17 protein-coding genes are annotated in these 18,605 nt (G+C 59.7%); 10 read left to right on the top strand and 7 right to left on the bottom strand.

Annotation, left to right across the window (positions count from 1 at the left end):
* Positions 1-118 precede the first annotated feature (118 nt).
* Positions 119-1,237, top strand: a complete 1,119-nt coding sequence (locus tag NOM67_RS08210; protein WP_255935717.1) for an anhydro-N-acetylmuramic acid kinase — start codon at positions 119-121, stop codon at positions 1,235-1,237.
* Between the two features lie 81 nt (positions 1,238-1,318).
* Here NOM67_RS08210 and NOM67_RS08205 read toward each other — a convergent pair whose 3' ends face one another.
* Complete coding sequence (locus NOM67_RS08205; protein ID WP_033115814.1) at positions 1,319-1,780, bottom strand: N-acetyltransferase; 462 nt, start codon at positions 1,778-1,780, stop codon at positions 1,319-1,321.
* Between the two features lie 912 nt (positions 1,781-2,692).
* Here NOM67_RS08205 and NOM67_RS08200 point away from each other — a divergent pair.
* The gene (locus NOM67_RS08200) at positions 2,693-3,958 is read left to right on the top strand and encodes a RidA family protein (RefSeq protein WP_255935714.1); all 1,266 of its coding nucleotides are present in this window, start codon (positions 2,693-2,695) and stop codon (positions 3,956-3,958) included.
* 72 nt (positions 3,959-4,030) lie between these two features.
* On the opposite strand, the gene NOM67_RS08195 is transcribed toward NOM67_RS08200, so the two are convergent.
* From NOM67_RS08195 to NOM67_RS08185, 3 genes are all read right to left on the bottom strand, one after another.
* Positions 4,031-4,753 carry a PA1136 family autoinducer-binding transcriptional regulator gene (locus tag NOM67_RS08195; RefSeq protein ID WP_255935712.1) on the bottom strand — a complete coding sequence of 241 codons (723 nt, stop codon included), beginning with the start codon at positions 4,751-4,753 and terminating at the stop codon, positions 4,031-4,033.
* Positions 4,750-5,613 carry a glyoxalase III HchA gene (hchA, locus tag NOM67_RS08190; RefSeq protein ID WP_255935710.1) on the bottom strand — a complete coding sequence of 288 codons (864 nt, stop codon included), beginning with the start codon at positions 5,611-5,613 and terminating at the stop codon, positions 4,750-4,752. Before hchA ends, NOM67_RS08195 begins: the two co-directional genes overlap by 4 nt.
* Positions 5,614-5,758: 145 nt before the next feature.
* Positions 5,759-6,631 (bottom strand): LysR family transcriptional regulator, encoded by an 873-nt coding sequence (locus tag NOM67_RS08185; protein WP_255935709.1) that lies wholly within the window; start codon positions 6,629-6,631, stop codon positions 5,759-5,761.
* A gap of 134 nt (positions 6,632-6,765) precedes the next feature.
* Between NOM67_RS08185 and NOM67_RS08180 the strand changes: the two genes are divergently transcribed.
* The gene (locus tag NOM67_RS08180; RefSeq protein WP_255935707.1) at positions 6,766-7,794 is read left to right on the top strand and encodes an NAD(P)H-quinone oxidoreductase; all 1,029 of its coding nucleotides are present in this window, start codon (positions 6,766-6,768) and stop codon (positions 7,792-7,794) included.
* Positions 7,795-8,015: 221 nt separating this feature from the next.
* Here the strand turns inward: NOM67_RS08180 and NOM67_RS08175 are convergent, their stop codons facing one another.
* Together NOM67_RS08175 and tkt are read right to left on the bottom strand one after the other, a co-directional pair.
* Entirely contained in the window at positions 8,016-8,642 is a 627-nt protein-coding gene (locus tag NOM67_RS08175; protein WP_255935705.1) for a hypothetical protein, read from the bottom strand.
* A 180-nt stretch (positions 8,643-8,822) separates the two neighbouring features.
* Positions 8,823-10,814 carry a transketolase gene (gene tkt, locus NOM67_RS08170; protein WP_139396297.1) on the bottom strand — a complete coding sequence of 664 codons (1,992 nt, stop codon included), beginning with the start codon at positions 10,812-10,814 and terminating at the stop codon, positions 8,823-8,825.
* Positions 10,815-11,164: 350 nt separating this feature from the next.
* Here tkt and metK point away from each other — a divergent pair, with 350 nt between their 5' ends.
* From metK to gshB, 5 genes are all read left to right on the top strand, one after another.
* Positions 11,165-12,316 (top strand): methionine adenosyltransferase, encoded by a 1,152-nt coding sequence (gene metK / locus NOM67_RS08165; RefSeq protein ID WP_042030287.1) that lies wholly within the window; start codon positions 11,165-11,167, stop codon positions 12,314-12,316.
* Between the two features lie 68 nt (positions 12,317-12,384).
* A complete protein-coding gene (locus NOM67_RS08160; protein WP_255935702.1) occupies positions 12,385-12,924 on the top strand; it encodes a SprT family zinc-dependent metalloprotease in 540 nt (179 codons plus the stop codon).
* A gap of 73 nt (positions 12,925-12,997) precedes the next feature.
* The gene (locus tag NOM67_RS08155; protein WP_255935699.1) at positions 12,998-13,702 is read left to right on the top strand and encodes an endonuclease; all 705 of its coding nucleotides are present in this window, start codon (positions 12,998-13,000) and stop codon (positions 13,700-13,702) included.
* Positions 13,703-13,829: 127 nt separating this feature from the next.
* Positions 13,830-14,561 carry a 16S rRNA (uracil(1498)-N(3))-methyltransferase gene (rsmE, locus tag NOM67_RS08150; RefSeq protein WP_005343824.1) on the top strand — a complete coding sequence of 244 codons (732 nt, stop codon included), beginning with the start codon at positions 13,830-13,832 and terminating at the stop codon, positions 14,559-14,561.
* A gap of 182 nt (positions 14,562-14,743) precedes the next feature.
* On the top strand, positions 14,744-15,697 hold the full coding sequence (gshB, locus tag NOM67_RS08145; RefSeq protein ID WP_255935686.1) for a glutathione synthase: 954 nt from the start codon (positions 14,744-14,746) through the stop codon (positions 15,695-15,697).
* Between the two features lie 108 nt (positions 15,698-15,805).
* On the opposite strand, the gene NOM67_RS08140 is transcribed toward gshB, so the two are convergent.
* Entirely contained in the window at positions 15,806-17,431 is a 1,626-nt protein-coding gene (locus NOM67_RS08140) for a methyl-accepting chemotaxis protein (RefSeq protein WP_255935684.1), read from the bottom strand.
* A gap of 118 nt (positions 17,432-17,549) precedes the next feature.
* On the opposite strand from NOM67_RS08140, the gene NOM67_RS08135 reads away from it, so the two are divergent.
* Together NOM67_RS08135 and ruvX are read left to right on the top strand one after the other, a co-directional pair.
* Complete coding sequence (locus tag NOM67_RS08135) at positions 17,550-18,104, top strand: YqgE/AlgH family protein (protein ID WP_043849418.1); 555 nt, start codon at positions 17,550-17,552, stop codon at positions 18,102-18,104.
* Positions 18,105-18,141: 37 nt separating this feature from the next.
* Positions 18,142-18,564 carry a Holliday junction resolvase RuvX gene (gene ruvX / locus NOM67_RS08130; protein WP_033116074.1) on the top strand — a complete coding sequence of 141 codons (423 nt, stop codon included), beginning with the start codon at positions 18,142-18,144 and terminating at the stop codon, positions 18,562-18,564.
* The last annotated feature ends 41 nt before the right edge of the window (positions 18,565-18,605 follow it).

The raw sequence follows: 18,605 nt of genomic DNA, 5'->3' as shown, positions 1-18,605 counted from the left end.
CAGGGCTGGCGGGGTAGCAGCCCCGTCAGCCCTTTTTATTTTGCCTGCGCATGGCTCTGCGCCATGCAGCATCGGTGTCGGGAAGCGGACTATCCCGACCAGCAAGTGAGGAGAGCCAATGGCTGAACGCTATATCGGATTGATGTCAGGCACCAGCATGGACGGCATCGACGCCGTACTGGTGGTGATCGACGGGGATCAACTGCGGGTCGAGGCGGCCATCAGCCACCCCTGGCCCACCGCGCACGAGCTGCATGAGCTCTGCACCCCGAGTGACAACGAGATCGATCGCATGGGGGTGGCCGACAATCTGGTGGCGCGCGAATTTGCCGCCGCCACCCACGCCCTGCTGGCCAAGACGGGGCTCACGCCCGCCGATATTCGCGCCATCGGCAGCCACGGCCAGACCATCCGCCACCGCCCCCAGCTTGGCTTCACCCTGCAGATCGGCAACGCGGCCCTGCTGGCGGCACTGACCGGCATCGATGTTATCGCCGACTTTCGCACCATGGACATGGCCCTCGGCGGTCAGGGGGCGCCGCTGGTGCCCGCCTTCCATCAGGCCTTCTTTGCCCGCCCCGGCGCCCTGCGGGTGGTGCTGAACCTTGGCGGCATCGCCAATATCTCGGTGCTACCGGGCCATGCCAACGGGGTCTATGGCTTCGATACCGGCCCGGCCAACACCCTGCTCGATGGCTGGTATCGCCGCCATCACCCCAAGGGTGCCGGCTATGATGCCGGCGGCCAGTGGGCGGCCAGCGGCCAGCTCATCCCCGAGCTGCTGGAGCAGCTCTTGGCCCACCCCTACTTCGCCGCCCCCCACCCCAAGAGCACCGGACGGGAGATGTTCACCCTCGATTGGCTCGATGGTGAGCTGGCTGGCCGCCCCTATGCTCCGGCGGATGTGCAGCGCACCCTGCAGGCGCTCACCTGCCACAGCATCGCCCGCCAGCTGCCTGCGACTCCCGAGGCTTTCGGGGCCAGCCAACCCAAGACCGAGCTCTTTGTCTGCGGCGGCGGCGCCTACAACACCCCGCTGCTGGCGGAGCTGGCCAGCCTGCTGCCCGGCTGGCGCATCGCCAACACCGCCGAGCTGGGGATTGCTCCCGACTGGATGGAAGGGGCAGCCTTTGCCTGGCTGGCGGAGCGCTTTATCAAGCGCAAACCCGGCAACCTGCCCGCCGTCACCGGCGCCAGCCGTCCGGCGGTGCTCGGCGCCCTCTATCCGGCGGGCTGACAGGCCCATACCCGGCCTTGCTATCGCCTGCTAGCCCGCGGCTGGCAGGCTTGTTCCCCCTCCCCGGTTCACCTGCGCCAGTTAATGCAGCCCCTCGATATTGAGGCTGTAGTAGTGCTCATCCTTCTCGATCTTGCCGGTAAAGCGAAAACCGAACGAGGCGTAGAGCTCTTTGGCAATCCGGTTATCCTCGTCGATCATCAGCAGCACCTCCCGATACCCCTCGCGGCCAAAGTGGGCCAGCAGCTCGCCAAAGACCTGCCGCCCCAGCCCCTGCCCCATAAAGCGGGCATCCAGCATAAAGCGGAAGATCTCGACCATGTCGCCCGGCGCATCACACCCCTTGTACATGACAAAGCCCACCAGCTCCTCCCCGCGATAAATCGCTCTGGGCTCAAAGCCCGGGAAGTAGGCTGCCTCCACCAGCGAGATGGCATTGCAGCAGAGATACTGCTCAAACAGGGTGCCCACCCCGTCCTTGTTGGTTGTCAGCTCGCACACCTCGAAGCAGTTCGAGGCGTCGATCTTCTCGATCCTGATCATCTATATCCTTCCGTTGTATCCGGCCCGCTGGCCACGATAAATAAACCCTCTCCTCTCTCTGCCCCGTAATAACGCAGCACCGTCATCACGGGCAAAACCAGAGGGGAAGCCTGCCACAACAACACAGGGTTGTGCGCCCGATGGCAGGCTCAAATTGTTTCACTTGAGTAACAAAGAACAGAGACACCATTTCACTGGTGCAAAAATAGCGGGGAGCCCTGACAACAACCGATCGGGAAACCGGAGTCAGGGCTGGTGGCCGATCCTGACATGCAGGGGTGAAGGGAGTCTGAACGAGCCCGTTTGCCCGGCTCGGCGCTGCTGAAAATTCATGGCATAAGGCTGATGCGGTGGGCTCCTTGCAGCGGCGTGCCACGGGATATCCGGAAAGCCTTTTCACCGGCCCCATGCAAAAGCGCTGAATTATATTCCCGTTACATCTTTGCAGGGGCCTGAATATCCCGCGGCTACCATATTTTTGCTCTGCCAGATAGTGCTTATAAAAATGCAAAAATAGATATTTATGCGGCAAAAAATGAATGCGCTGCCAGCAAGCCTGAATAATTTGAAATTATCCTGAGTGCCAGCCCCCCCTATTTCTGGCGCCAATACCGTCGGCGCGGGCCTCGCCCTGCAGGGCGCTAAAAATGGCCGCCAGATGCTTCTTATCATCCCTGAATTGATCCGCACCGGAGATATATTTCAGGGCGTTGAGCCATCTCATAGAAACGCGATCCCGGTTTGCATCGCTATTTTGCGGTTCATAGAATCGCGCTTGTCTGAACCCTCTCCCCCTCTGGTGCCGCAATGGTTGCCGGGCGCGTTATATCGCCGCGCTCTGCCCACATTTTTTGTCGCTGGCGGGAGGAACCCCTGACCCCAATAACGATGATTACAACGAGGTGTATCCCAATGAGTGGCACTATTATCAAGTCGGCCCGCAATACCCCCAATGCTCCGCAGCATATCGGCCCCTATACCCAGAGCGTGGCCTTCTCCCACTACAACAATATCTCCGCCCAGCTGCCGGTCGACCCGAAGAGAGGCGCCCTGATCGAGGGTGATATCAAGGCGCAGGCCAGACAGTGCCTCACCAATATCAAGGCCATCGTCGAGAGCATCGACCATGTGATGGACGACGTGGTGAAAGTGACCCTCTTCCTGCAAGAGATGGCTGACCTCGAGGCAGTCAACGAGGTCTATCGCGAGTTCTTCCCGCGCAACCTGCCGACCCGCACCGTACTGGCCGTGGCGGCTCTGCCGCTGCATGCCAAAGTGCAGATGGATGCGCTCATCTCCAACGGCGAAGGCACCTTCCCGCAGGCGCCCTGCCCGCTGGTGAAGCTCGCCCGCAACAGCGCCCGTGCGCCGCAGAACCCGCTCTCCACCCAGACCGTCGCCTTCTCCCACTACAACAACATCGGCGCCCAGCTGCCGGTTGAGCCCGCATCCGGCGCCCTGATTGGCGGCGGTATTCGCGAGCAGGCGGCCCAGTGTCTGCACAATATCAAGGCGGTGCTGGAGGGGATCGACGTGCCCTTCGACGATATCGTCAAGGTGACCGTCTACCTGACCAATCTGGCCGATCTGGATGCCGTCAACGAGGTCTACACCACCTTCTTCCCCGACTCCGCCATTGCCCGCGCCGCCGCCTATATGCCGGCCCGCAGCGTGATTGCCGCCTCCGCCCTGCCCATGGGTGCGCTGGTACAGATGGATGCGGTCATCTCTCACGGTGACGGCACCCCACCACAACTGGTGGAAGACAGACACAATCTGGTGATCCGCCCGCGCAATACCGACAAGGCACCGCGCAGCCCGCTGCACACCCAGACCGTCGCCTTCTCCCACTACAACCATATCGCCGGTCAGCTGCCGGTTGATCTGGCCACCGGCAAGATCCTGACCGGTTGCGTGCGGGAGCAGACTGCCCAGTGCCTCAGCCATATCAAGGCAATTGTGGAGAGCATCGGCCATGTGATGGACGATATCGTCAAGGTCAATATCCAGCTCGCCAATATCGCCGATCTGGCCGAGGTGGATGCCATCTATACCAAATACTTCCCGGCCTACCTGCCCGCCCGCACCGTGATCGCGGTGCGCGAACTGCCCGCTGGCGCACGCATCCAGATGGATGCGGTGATGTCCAACGCGGAAAGTACCCCGCCGCAGGTGTAATGTTGCGGTAAATAAAAAAGAGACCGGCTGATGGCCGGTCTCTTTTTACATGCCAGACAAAAGGATGGCCCCTCAGCCCTCGATATCGCGGTTCCTGATCGCCACTCTGACCGCCTCTGCCGTGGTGGCCACACCGAGTCGACGGCGGGCACTGCGCAGATGGTTCTCGACCGTGCGCACCGAGAGCTTCAGGGTGGTGGCGATATCGGCATGGCGCCAACCCCGGGAGACCCACTCCAGCACTTCGCGCTCGCGCCCAGTGAGGCCACGCTCGTGACCCGCTACCGGCATCTCCATCAGGCGACGGGCGGCATGAAAAGCCGCTGCCGCGATCAGCGCAAGGCCAACCCGAGTGGGAGCGCTGGCATCGATCTGATCGCCGCCAAAGCTCATCGCCCCCTCCAGTCCCAGCGGCCCATAGACGGGTACCTGCAAGCCATATCGGCCCGGCCCCTCAGGCTGGCGAACGATACGGTACTGCTCGCCAACGGCGCCAACCGTTTTGCTCCAGAAGAAGGGCTGGTCTCGCTCCCTGATATGCATCGCCATCGGGCACTCGCGCATATAGGCATGCAGGTCGACCGCCTCGCCACTCTCCAGCCACTCCCCCTCCAGCCAGTAGAGGTGCTCGACCACCCCCTCCTCGCTGGCACTGATGGAGAAGAGCGCAAAGCGGTGATACCCCAGCGAGGTGGCAAAAGCGCGCACCAGCTGCTGGATCTCCTCCAGCCGCTGACACCCTTCCAGCGCCACCGCGACCTGCAGCGCATTCGCTGGCGATGACGACAACCTCATCGCTTGGCAACCGCCTCCAGCAAGGTGGTAGCAGCCAGCTTGCCGAGGTTATTGCCCGCCAGCGGGCTGTCACCGGTCAGCAGATTGCGATCCCGGCACACCTCTCCCGAGATGCCGTTGTTGACGATCTCAAAGCCAATCTCTTTGAGCTTCTCGCCAAACTTCCAGGTGAGGTGGCCCGGCATATAGCCAATTGCCGGGGTCTGGGCATCCAGCTCATCGGGGAAAGCGCAGATCTTGTAGCCCGCGAAGGTCTCTGGATTGGCCACCGCCAGCAGCGCAGCAGGCCCGTGACAGAGGGAGATGATGAAGCGATCGTTGGCCATCGCCCACTCCAGCAGCGCTTTCACCTCGGCACTCTGCGGCAGCCCCATCAGGGCGCCGTGCCCGCCGGGAATAAAGACGCCGATATAGTCCGAGTCGGCGGCCAGCGCCTGCTTTAGCAGGTCGGCCAGCTTGGCCGGTTGGCGGAACTGCGCCTGATATTTGGCATAGAGCCCCAGCACCTCTTCGTCTTCGCCGGGCATGGCCCACCACTCGAACTTGACCGGATTGCCGGAGAGGGTGGCCACATCAAAGGCAAAGCCCGCCTTGTCGAGGTGATACATGGGCAGCAGGGTTTCGACCGGATGGTTGCCGGTGGAAAACAGGCTGCCGTTGTCGGTGGGCAGATAGCGCTCATCGGCCCCGATCAGCAGGATCTTCCAGCGCCCCTCCCGATAGGGAGCGGGATAGTCAGCCCCGGCAAGGTCAGACTTGCGCGAGGTGAACTGGCTCAGGGAGTAGGGCGACGGGAAGAAGGCATTCTGCTCCGCCGGATCCGGGGTCGGTTGTTTATCGTCAACAAGCATATCGGTCATGGGTCAGGCTCCAGTAGTGGTGGACTCGGTCTCACAGTATTGACTGTCAGAGACCAAGTAAATGAGGGTTTTCCCTCAACCGCCATGACTATGGCAAGGGATGTGACAGTGCTGCGACAAAACCTGAACAGAGCGCCCGCCAGGGTTAGTCCATTGCGGCAAATGCCCTGACGATGGCATCCATGACCGCTCTGACCCGCGCGGCATGCTGCACATCCTGATGGGTCACCAGCCACACATCGTAGGATTGCTCTAATTGCCGCTCGGGCCAGACCCGCACCAACCCGGCTTGCTCGGCGAGCGGAACCGCCACCTCGCCAAGCCCCAGCCCCATCAACAAGGCCTGACGCAGCATCAGGCTGGTATTGACCCCCGCGGCGACCGTGGCCCCCTTGACCGCCTCTTCGAGCATCATGGGCGAGCGAGCGCTCTGCCAGTGGGGCTCATACACCACCAGCGAATGGCCCGCAAAACCGGTGCCCGCTTCGGGAATGCCATGGCGAACCAGATAGTCGGCGGAGGCATACAACCCGACCGGCCAGGAGGCCAGCTTGCGAATAATCAGGTCGGGATTGTCCGGCTTCACCGTCCGGATCGCGATATCCGCTTCCCGCAGGGACAGATTGACCACCTGGGTCGAGGTATTGAGGATGACCCTGATATCGGGATAACGCTGATGCAGCTCGGTCAGAGCCGGTATCAGGAAATCCATCCCCAGGGTGTCTGTGGTCGCCACGCTGACCTCCCCAACCAGACGGTTGTCGACCCCTTGCGCCGCCCGCACAAAATCAATGGCCGCCAGCTCCATCTGCTGGGCGCTGGCCAGCACGATCTCCCCGACATGGGTCAGCACATACCCTTTGGATGTGCGGAGAAACAGCGTGGCCGCCAGACGATGCTCCAGTGCGGCAATCCGTCTGCCAATGGTGGCCTGATCGACCCCGACCACACGGGCGGCGCCCCTCAGGCTACCTTCCCGATGCAACGCCAGAAAAATTTTCGCATCATCCCAGTTCATCACGACTCCCGGTTGGAATGCATTTTTGCATTACAGGTGAGGGATAATACTGCGTTTATTCATCAACAATCTCCACTATCTTGGTGCTCATCCCACTCGGGGAACCTCATATCACCTCGTTACAGGAGCCGCTGATGCATAACGCCTATTCCATTCCCGCCACCATGAGCGCGGTAGAAATTACCCAGCCAGGTGGCCCCGATGTCTTGCAACTGACCACCCGCGCCACACCAGCGCCCAAGCCCGATGAGGTTTTGATCCGGCACTATGCGACCGGCATCAATGGGCCGGATGTGATGCAGCGCAAAGGGCTCTACCCGCCTCCGGCAGGGGCATCGGATATTCCCGGGCTGGAGGTCGCCGGGGTCGTGGTCGCCAAGGGGGAGCAGGTAACCCATCTCAAGATTGGCGACAAGGTCGCCGCGCTGATTTCGGGTGGCGGCTATGCCGAGTACAGCGTCGCCCACCAGAGCAATGTCCTGCCCCTGCCACCCGGATTGAGCTTTGTAGAAGCCGCGGCGCTGCCGGAAACCTTTATGACGGTCTGGTCAAATATGTTTGAACGGGGTCAGTTCAAAAAAGGGGACATTATCTTGATCCATGGCGGTGCCTCCGGCATCGGCACGACCGCTACCATGCTGGCCAAGGCATTTGGCGCCGCCAAAATCATCACCACGGTCGGCTCACCCGAGCAGCAGGCCGCCAGCATCAAGCTGGGCGCGGATGTGGCCGTGCTCTACAAGGAGGAGGATTTTGTCGAGGCAGTGCATGCAGCCACCGATGGCCATGGCGCTGACATCATTCTCGATATCATTGGCGGGGAGTATGTCGCGCGCAACTATGCGGCGGCGGCCATCAATGGCCGCATAGTCCAGATCGGCATTATTGCGGGCGCCGCCCCCAATCTCGATCTGTTTCCCATGCTGCAAAAGCGGCTGACCCATATCGGCTCTACCCTGCGCTCGCGTACTCCGCAGGAAAAAGCCGATCTGATCGCCCAGCTGCAAACTCATGTCTGGCCATTTATCGAAAGGGGCGATGTCAAACCGCAGGTTTACCAGACCTTCCCGCTGCATGAGGCCGCCGCCGCCCACCATTTGCTGGATTCAGGCCGTCATATCGGCAAGCTGGTATTAACCATGGCGCCGTTGTCGTCAGATTGATAAAGCCCATCGTGGAGCAGGCCAAGATGGATGCGGTGATATCCAACGCCGAAAACATCCCACCGCAGGTGTAAGGTTTGTTGAAATAAAAAAGAGACCGGCGATATGTCGGTCTCTTTTTTAGGTAACAGCAAGGGATATTATTTTTATGGCATCGTCTTAAAGAACGCGAGCGTCCGATTACGCTTCGCTAATCGAACCTACGAGCTATTTAGATAGCTCTACTGCAATTTTTTGTTAAAAATATATGTGAAACCGCTTTTCCCATCAGTACGACAAAAATGCAAACTATCCAAAGCCACACATATTTCAAAGCTGAGTAATGCAACTAGCTTTTGCTTTGAAGATGCCAATGTCATTTTAAATAATGAATCATCAACCGCTGATAGCCCTATTAATACAGGGTATATAGCCTCCCATATATCAAGTGCCTGTGGCATTACCTTATGAATATCAATGGCAATATTCTTCATATCCGTTGAACATAGATTTTCATGGCTACAAAACATAAACTTTTCGTGCAGTACAGCCCTCAATGGCACATTGCCGACCAGTGATTCATCAAGAATATTAGATAACTGCGATGCATAAAACTCGATATCTTCTCGTGCTTGCTGTAAATAATACTGGTCATTCATCTGTTTCTGTAAAGAAAGCTGACGAATCAAAACTACTAACGTAAAAAATCCGAGTATTGGTGCATAGATACCTCCAATTGCCGAGCCAAATTCAGCCCATCGAGAGTGGTCTTGTGACAAATCTCCGCCAAATGTATTTACATATAAAGCAACAGGGGAAAATAAAAGTGCAAAAACAACAACTATAATAACCCAACCTCTTATAACCATAGCTTAGCCTTTATTAAGACAATGAAGATTAATCATCAAGAGAAAGTACTATCAACTCTCAGGCATTGAAATATATTTTTAATTTATTATTTTCCTTTGCCAATAAAAACGCCCCCCATCTTGCGATGGAGGGCGCTTTATTTTCCGGCTATTGGGCCAGAGTGGCCCAATGGTCAGCTATTACAGGGACTCTGCGGTCGCAACCACGTTTTCCACGGTAAAGCCGAATTCCTTGAACAGCAGCTCGGCCGGAGCAGACTCACCGAAGGTGGTCATACCGATGATCTTGCCGCCAAAGCCCACGTACTTGTACCAGTAGTCGGCGATGCCGGCTTCGATGGCCACACGCTTGGTGACGGAGGCTGGCAGGACGGACTCTTTGTACTCGGCAGACTGGGCATCGAACACGTCGGTAGACGGCAGAGAGACCACGCGCACGGCACGGCCCTTGGCAGTCAGCTGCTCATAGGCAGCAACGGCCAGTTCCACTTCGGAACCGGTGGCGATCAGGATCAGCTCCGGAGTACCGGCGCAATCCTTCAGCACGTAGCCACCCTTGGCGGTGTCGGCCAGCTGCTGGGCAGTACGGTCCATCTGGGCCAGGTTCTGACGAGAGAAGATCAGCGAGGTCGGGCCGTCGGTACGCTCGATGGCGTGTTTCCAGGCGATGGCAGATTCAACCTGGTCACACGGACGCCAGGTGCTCATGTTCGGAGTCAGACGCAGGGAGGCGATCTGCTCAACCGGCTGGTGAGTCGGGCCATCTTCACCCAGACCGATGGAGTCGTGGGTGTAAACGAAGATGGAACGCTGCTTCATCAGAGCGGCCATGCGCAGTGCGTTACGGGCATACTCCATGAACATCAGGAAGGTGGCGCCGTAGGGGATGAAACCACCGTGCAGGGCGATACCGTTCATGATGGCGGACATGCCGAACTCGCGGACACCGTAGTGGATGTAGTTGCCGGAGGCGTCGTCGTTGGTCAGGGACTTGGAACCGGACCACATGGTCAGGTTGGACGGAGCCAGGTCAGCTGAGCCACCCATGAATTCCGGCAGCAGCTTGCCGAACGCTTCCAGTGCGTTTTGGGACGCTTTACGGGTTGCGATCTTGGCCGGGTTGGCTTGCAGGGTTTCGATGATCTTGGCGGATTCAGCAGCCCAGTTGGCCGGCAGTTCGCCAGCGGTACGGCGCTTGAATTCGGCAGCCAGAGTCGGGTGAGCAGCTTCATAGGCAGCGAACTTGGCAGCCCAGTCGGCTTCCAGTTTGGCGCCCTTCTCCTGACCGTTCCACTCGGCAGCGATGTCGGCCGGGATAACGAACGGAGCATGGTCCCACTTCAGGAAGGCGCGAGCAGCGGCGATCTCGTCGTTGCCAAGCGGTGAACCGTGGCAGTCGTGAGAACCGGATTTGTTCGGAGAACCGTAACCGATGATGGTGCGGCAGCAGATCAGGGTCGGCTTGCCGGTCTCGGCCTTGGCGGCTTCGATGGCAGCGTTGATCGCTTCCGGGTTGTGGCCGTCAACAGCCGGGATAACGTGCCAGCCGTAGGCTTCGAAGCGCTTGACGGTGTCGTCGGTGAACCAGCCTTCTACGTGACCGTCGATGGAGATGCCGTTGTCATCCCAGAACGCGATCAGTTTGCCCAGTTGCAGGGTACCAGCCAGAGAGCAAGCCTCGTGGGAGATACCTTCCATCAGGCAGCCGTCGCCCATGAAGGCGTAGGTGTAGTGGTCAACGATGTCGTGACCCGGCTGGTTGAACTGGTCAGCCATGGCCTTCTCGGCGATCGCCATACCCACGGCGTTGGTGATGCCCTGACCCAGCGGGCCAGTGGTGGTTTCAACGCCCGGCGCGTAACCGTACTCCGGGTGACCCGGGGTGCGAGAGTGCAGCTGGCGGAAGTTTTTCAGATCGTCGATGGAGAGGTCATAACCGGAGAGGTGCAGCAGGGAGTACAGCAGCATGGAGCCGTGGCCGTTGGAGAGGATGAAACGGTCGCGGTCGGCCCACTTGGGGTTGTTCGGGTTATGTCTGAGGTGGCTGCGCCACAATACTTCGGCGATATCCGCCATTCCCATGGGGGCGCCCGGGTGACCGGAGTTGGCTTTTTGAACGGCATCCATACTCAATGCACGAACGGCATTGGCAAGCTCTTTACGAGAAGGCATCTGTATCTCCTGCGATTGCTTCATTTGATGGCCAAGATGTAAGGCGCGTTATTGTCCCAGCAGGGCGCGCGGCGTGCAAATGTTATCTGGACGAATAAAGCCGCTTTGGGAGGACAATCGCTTTTCTTGGCGGCGTTTGACCAGACAGAACAACCGCAAACGTTTGATTTCCATCCCCTTGGGGATAGTAAGGAGCCAATAGTGGCCTTCTTGCGACAGAGCGACAAAATAGTGCTGGCAATCAGGGGGGGCGCTAACTAAAATAGACGTCCAGATGTAGATACCTCTACACCGTCCTATTCATCCGGTTATTGCCGTGGCGATAACCCAGACAAGCTGAGATTAAAATCATGGCAAAGCTGTTTACTTCCGAGTCGGTCTCCGAAGGCCATCCCGACAAGATTGCGGACCAGATCTCCGATGCGGTACTGGACGCCATCCTCAAGCAAGATACCAAGGCACGCGTTGCCTGCGAGACCCTGGTCAAGACCGGTATGGTCATGGTGGCCGGTGAAGTAACCACCTCTGCCTGGGTAGACATCGAGCAGATCGTGCGCGATACCGTGCGTGACATCGGCTACACCCACTCCGACATGGGCTTCGATGCCGACTCCTGCGCCGTGCTGAACGCCATCGGCAAGCAGTCCCCGGACATCAACCAGGGCGTTGACCGCAGCGATCCGCTGGAGCAGGGCGCGGGCGACCAGGGCCTGATGTTCGGCTACGCCACCAACGAAACCGACGTGCTGATGCCGGCCCCCATCACCTACTCTCACCTGCTGGTGAAGCGTCAGGCTGAAGTGCGCAAGAACGGCACCCTGCCGTGGCTGCGTCCGGATGCCAAGAGCCAGCTGACCTTCGCCTACGACGACGCCGGCAAGATCATCGGTGTGGATGCCGTGGTGCTGTCTACCCAGCACGCCGAATCCATCAGCCACAAAGATCTGGTTGAAGCGGTACGCGAAGAGATCATCAAGCCGGTGCTGCCGGCCGAGTGGGTCAACAAGGACACCAAATACTTCATCAACCCGACTGGCCGTTTCGTTATCGGCGGCCCGATGGGTGACTGCGGTCTGACCGGTCGCAAGATCATCGTCGACACCTACGGCGGCATGGCCCGTCACGGTGGTGGCGCCTTCTCCGGTAAGGATCCGTCCAAGGTTGACCGTTCCGCAGCCTACGCCGCCCGCTACGTTGCCAAAAACATCGTTGCCGCCGGTCTGGCCGATCGCTGTGAAATCCAGATCTCCTACGCCATCGGCGTGGCCGAGCCGACCTCCATCAGCGTGGAAACCTTCGGTACCGCCAAGGTCGCCGAGGATCTGCTGGTCAAGCTGGTACGCGAGCACTTCGAACTGCGCCCGTATGGCCTGATCCAGATGCTGGATCTGAAGCGCCCGATCTACCAGGCTACCGCTGCCTATGGTCACTTCGGTCGCAACGAGTTCCCGTGGGAGCAGACCGACAAGGCCGAACTGCTGCGCTCTGCCGCTGGCCTGTAAGGTTCACGGTTGTGATAAAAGGGGAGCCTGGCTCCCCTTTTGCTTATCCGCCATTTGACGAGAACCCGATGTCAGCCACCCCTACCCGCCTCGACCCCGCCCTGCACCAGCAGCTGCTCGCACGCGTCGATGCCTGCTTTGCACAGGCCGAAGCGCGCCTTGGCCGCACCTTCCCCCGCCCGCAAGTCCATTGCAACATGCGCGGTCGGGCGGCGGGATCTGCGCGGCTGCAAACCTGGGAGCTGCGCTTCAATCCCGCCCTCTGTCAGGCCAACCAGCAGGCGTTTCTGGCCGAGGTGGTGCCCCACGAGGTGGCTCATCTGCTGGTCTATGCACTGTGGGGGGAAGGTCGTGGCAAAAACAGGGTCTTACCCCACGGCAAGCAGTGGCAGTCGGTGATGCGGGAAGTGTTCAGCCTTGAGCCCAGAACCACCCACAGCTTCGATCTGGCGGTTCTGGCCCAGCGCACCATCCCCTATCGCTGCCTCTGTCAGCAGCATCAGCTGTCGGTACGCCGCCACAACAAGATAGTGCGCGGCGAGGCCCGCTATCACTGCCGCCGCTGCAAGCAGCTGCTGGAGCGGGAACGGCTGGAGCCCGAACAGTAAGCCAGCCGGTGTCGCGCTCTTGTGGTAGGGTGCCCGCCATCGTTCGTCAATCATCCCGTTTGCAAGGAATCCCATGCGTTTCATCTCCTCCCTCGCCCTGACCCTGCTGGCCGGTTTGCCGCTGCTCAGCGCGCCTCTGCACGCCCAGACCTTTCGCGAAGCCAAGCAGGATCTGGTGAAGCTCTACCGCAGCCAGCCAGACGCGACCACCTTCTACTGCGGCTGTGACATCAACTATCAGGGCAAGAAAATGAGCCCGGATCTCGCCAGTTGCGGTTACGAACCACGCAAGCAGCCCAAGCGGGCCGCCCGCATCGAGTGGGAGCACGTGGTCCCCGCCTGGGAGTTCGGCCACCAGCTGCAGTGCTGGCAGGATGGTGGGCGCAAGAATTGCGAGAAGATAAGCCCGGAGTTCAACAAGATGGAGGGGGACATGCATAACCTCTTCCCCGCCATCGGCGAGGTGAACGGCGATCGCGCCAACTTCCGCTTCTCCGACTGGAACGGCAAGCCGGATCAGTACGGCCAGTGCCAGATGCTGGTGGATTTCAAGGAGCGCCGGGTGCAGCCGCCCAAGGGGCCGGTGCGGGGTCAGATCGCCCGCGCCTACCTCTACATGAACGAGCAGTATGGGCTGCGTCTGGCTGCGCAACAGCGTAAACTGTTCGAAGCTTGGGATCGCCAGTACCCGGCAGAAGGCTGGGAGTGCGAGCGCAACCGCCGCATCGGCAAGCTGCAGGGCAATACCAATCCCTTTATTGAAAAGCAGTGCCAATAACCCCATTTGACCAGGGAGGGGGATCACCCCTCCTATCATGAAGCCCTTCCCTATTGCCGCGTGAGCCTTGCTTGCCGCCTCGCAGCAGGATATGAAGGGTTTCCAAGCAAGAGACTGACAAGCAGCCATGCGCATTCCACGTATCTATGAACCGGCCACCCTGCAAGTTGGCCAGACCATCGCCCTGTCGGAAGACGGCGCCAACCATATCGGCCGGGTACTGCGCATGCAGCCGGGCCAGCAGCTCGAGCTGTTCAACGGCGATGGCAATCAATATCCCGCCACCATCGCCAGCGTCGGCAAAAAGTCGGTGGAGGTGACCATCGACAGCTGCGACGTCCAATCGGTGGAGTCACCGCTGGCCATCCACCTCGGTCAGGTGATCAGCCGGGGCGACAAGATGGACTTCACCATCCAGAAATCGGTTGAGCTGGGCGTCACCTGCATCACCCCGCTCTTCTCCGAGCGCTGCGGCGTCAAGCTGCCAGCCGATCGACTGGAGAAGAAGCGCGAGCAGTGGCAGAAGGTGGTGATCAGCGCCTGCGAACAGTGCGGTCGCAACGTGGTGCCCGAAGTGCGTATGCCGATGGAGCTGGATGCCTGGCTGGCGGAAGAGACTAAAGAGCTCAAGCTCAACCTGCACCCGCGCGCCGAGTACAGCATCAACACCCTGCCCGTTCCCGAGCACGGCGTGCGCCTGCTGATTGGCCCGGAAGGGGGATTGTCGAGCGACGAGATCGCCCGTACCGTGCAGGAAGATTTCAAAGAGATGCTGCTGGGGCCGCGGGTGCTGCGCACCGAAACCGCCGCCCTGACTGCGATTACTGCGCTGCAGTGCCGCTTTGGCGATCTCGCTTGAAACCAGTCCAATGTCTTACTGCGAGGTCGTGATCAAGGCTCATGCGCTGCTCGGAATCCTCACGTATGTCTATACGCTCCGGTTCCTGCGCTGCTCTTTACCTTGCTGACGACCTCTCGTGACAGACTTTGAACAGGTTTTAAGAATCTCACTAGCAATCGAGCCACAAGAAGGATATTCGGATGACCATTAAACTCGGCATCGTGATGGACCCCATCTCGGCCATCAACATCAAGAAAGATTCCAGCTTTGCCATGCTCGAAGAGGCGCAAAAGCGCGGCTATGAGCTCTTCTATCTGGAGATGAAGGATCTCTACATGGAAGCCGGTCGCGCCTTTGGCACCATGCGCCCGCTCACTGTCAAATATGACTATGCCGACTGGTACACCCTGGGCGAGGTGGTGGATCAGCCCATCTCCAACCTCGATGTGATCCTGATGCGCAAGGATCCGCCGTTCGACACCGAATTTATCTATGCCACCTACATGCTGGAGCGGGCCGAGGATGAGGGTTGCCTTATCGTCAACAAGCCGCAGAGCCTGCGCGACGCCAACGAGAAGCTCTACACCGCCTGGTTTGCCGAGCACACCCCGACCACGCTGGTGACCCGCCGAGCCGACAAGCTGCGCGCCTTCCACGCGAAGCACAAAGACGTGATCCTCAAGCCGCTGGACGGCATGGGCGGCGCCTCCATCTTCCGCATGAAGGAGGATGACGCCAACGTCGGCGTGATTATCGAAACCCTGACCGCCCACGGCAGCCAGTACTGCATGGCGCAGACCTATCTGCCCGCCATCAAGGATGGCGACAAGCGGGTACTGGTAGTGGACGGTGAGCCGGTTCCCTACTGTCTGGCGCGCATTCCGGCGCAGGGGGAAACCCGTGGCAATCTGGCGGCCGGTGGCCGTGGTGAAGCACGTCCCCTGAGCGAAGCCGACTGGGCCATCGCCCGCGCAGTGGGCCCGACGTTGAAAGAGAAGGGGCTTATCTTCGTTGGCCTCGATATCATCGGCGACCGCCTGACCGAGATTAACGTCACCAGCCCGACCTGCATTCGCGAGATTGAAGCGGCCTTCGACGTGCACATCACCGGCATGCTGATGGATGCCATCGAGCGCCGACTGGCCAAGGCCTGAGCCAGCCACAGTTAAATTGCAGCTCGATGTAGTGAGCGAGTGTTAATGCAAAGAGGCGGCCCCGGGGCCGCCTCTTCTATTTCATGCCTTGCTCATTGGTATGAAGGCTTAACAACGGAACTGCCCCACCTTCAGCTTGAGATCGCTCGATAGCTGCTCCAGCTCGTGACAACTCTGGTTCATATCGGAGGCAGCTGCCGTCGACTCGGTCGCAATCTGGGCAATATTGACCACGTTGCGGGTGATATCCTCGGCCACCTTGCTCTGCTCCTCGGCGGCGGTGGCGATATGGGTATTGAGCTCGTTGATCATCTCCACCGAGGTGACGATCTCGCCGAGCGCCTTGCCACAGGCAAGCACGGTGCGGTTGGACTCCTCGACCTGCTCCAGCCCGTGCATCATGCTGTTGGCGGCCTCGCTCGCCCCCTGCTGCAGCTTGACGATGGTCTTGCCGATCTCTTCAGTCGAGCGCTGGGTACGCTGGGAGAGTGTACGCACCTCATCCGCCACCACCGCAAAACCGCGCCCCTGATCCCCTGCCCGCGCCGCTTCGATGGCGGCGTTGAGCGCCAGCAGGTTGGTCTGCTCGGCAATGCCGCGAATGGCATCCATCACGCTGCTGATATCGCGGCTGTCATCGGCCAGCTGGGTGATCATCGCCGCCGTGGTCTGGATATGGGAAGAGAGGGAAGACATGTGCTGGATGGCATCTTCCACCACTTCATGACCGTGACGGGCACTCTGGTCGGCCACCCTGGCCGCATCGGCCGCTCCGGACGAGCTGTTAGCCACCTCGGCCACGGTCGCGCTCATCTGGTTCATGGCCGTCGCGCTCTGATCGGTCTCGGCCTGCTGCTGGGCAAAGCGCTGGCGGCTTTCTACGCCGATATGGGCAAGGCGGGCCGACTCTCTGGCCAGATGCTCTGCCATCTCGTTGATCTGGTTAATCAAACCGCGGAAGTGGCTGATCACCTGATTAAGCGATTGGGCCAGCGACCCCATTTCGTCCTTGCGCAATACCGGCGCCTGTTGGCTCAAATCAAGATCGGTCTGCATACCACGCAGCACCTGACTCATGGCCGCCAGCGGCTGACTCACGCTGCGGCCGGCCCACATGCCGAAGAAGAGCACGCAACCGCCCCCGATCAGAAACAGCAGGAGAAAGAGCTGGAAGAGACGATCCTTGAGCTGGGTCAGCTCGGTCATGCTCTGTTCGGCAGCGGTCAGCTGATACTGCACCAGAGCGCTGACCGCATCGCTGAGGGGGTCGATGGCACCATAGAGGGGCATGATCCGGGCACCAAGATGCGCGCGTACCTCCTCCGGCCCGCCATCAAGCACCTGCAATACGGCGGCAATCTGCTGATCGGCCGCAGCGAAGAGCATCTGCACCCGATCCGCCTCCTGCGTCTCCCCCTGATCCATCGCCATGTTGCGGTAATTCTGCCAGCTCTGGGTGACATCATGCTGAGCCTGCATGATGGCCGCTTTCGCCTTCTCCGGCGTAAAGCCGCCCACATTGGCCTTGTTGGTGGCATCAATGACGTTGACGGCGTAGAGATCGGCAATGTGCTTGAGCTCTTTCAGTTGCACCACCTCCCCCTGATACATAGCGTTCATGCCTGCCATCAGCTGGGACATCGCCTGGGTTGCCCCCACCAGCAAGGCCAATAGTGCCAGCAGCGGCACCACACAACCCAGAATCAACTTCTGCCTGATTGAAATCCCTTCCATGGTTTTCTCTCCCTACCCGGATAAATGGCGGGCCGGCACGCCTTCGATAAAAAGCGGTTTTGCCCACAGAGTCGAGCTGCCATAATTGCCGCAAATACCTTTGCAATATCTGGCCCATATGCAAACACTGCAAAATCACTTTCTTCTTGCCATGCCAAGCCTCTCGGACCCCTACTTCGAGCGTTCGCTGGTCTACTTGTGCGAACACAACGAAGAGGGCGCCATGGGGCTGGTCGTCAACATCCCGGTCGACATGTCCGTTGAGGCCATGCTGACCCAGCTCAAGCTCACGCCCCCGACCGTTGCGGAACTCAAGCAGCCGGTGGTGCAAGGGGGGCCGGTGCATGCCGATCGTGGCTTTGTACTGCACAGCTTCCGCCCCGGTTTCGGCTCCACGATGCAGGTGGGGGACGAAATGATGGTGACCACTTCAAAGGATATACTGGAAACCCTGGGTACGAGTGAGGCTCCCGATCATTGGCTGGTGGCGCTTGGTTACGCTGGCTGGAGTGCCGGACAGCTGGAACAGGAGCTGGTTGATGGCGCCTGGCTGGTGATCCCGCCCAATCCTGACCTTATCTTCAAAACCCCTATCCACAAGCGGTGGCAGCAAGCTGCCGCCAGCATCGGGGTTAATCCGATCCATCTCTCCAGCGACGTCGGCCACAGCTGAGCCGCTGGCGAACCCCGTTTTATTTCGAGGATTTTTCATGTCATCACGCAGCATCATGGGCTTTGACTACGGCACCAAGAGCATTGGCGTTGCCATCGGCCAGGAGCTGACCGGCACTGCCCGTCCCTTGCGCGCCCTCAAGGCCAATGACGGCATCCCCAACTGGGACGAAATCGAGAAGCTGCTCAAGGAGTGGCAACCGGATCTGCTCATTGTCGGCCTGCCCCTGAACATGGATGGCACCGATCAGGAGATCACGGTTCGTGCCCGCAAGTTCGGCAACCGCCTGCACGGTCGCTTCGGCAAACCGGTCGAGTTCAAGGATGAGCGGCTCACCACCACGGACGCCCGTGCCCGCCTCTTCGAACAGGGTGGATATCGCGCGCTGGAGAAGGGCAGCGTGGACGGCGTATCGGCACAGCTGATCGTCGAAGCCTGGATGGAAGAGCAGTACAACTAAACTATCAACAACAAGGCAGGGGCTGTGCCCCTGCCTTGTTT

It is taken from the genome of Aeromonas sp. SG16 (assembly GCF_024436135.1).
Taxonomy (GTDB): Bacteria; Pseudomonadota; Gammaproteobacteria; order Enterobacterales; family Aeromonadaceae; genus Aeromonas; species Aeromonas jandaei.
Note: the sequence above shows the minus strand (reverse complement) of the source record. Positions and strands in the feature narration are given on the sequence as shown.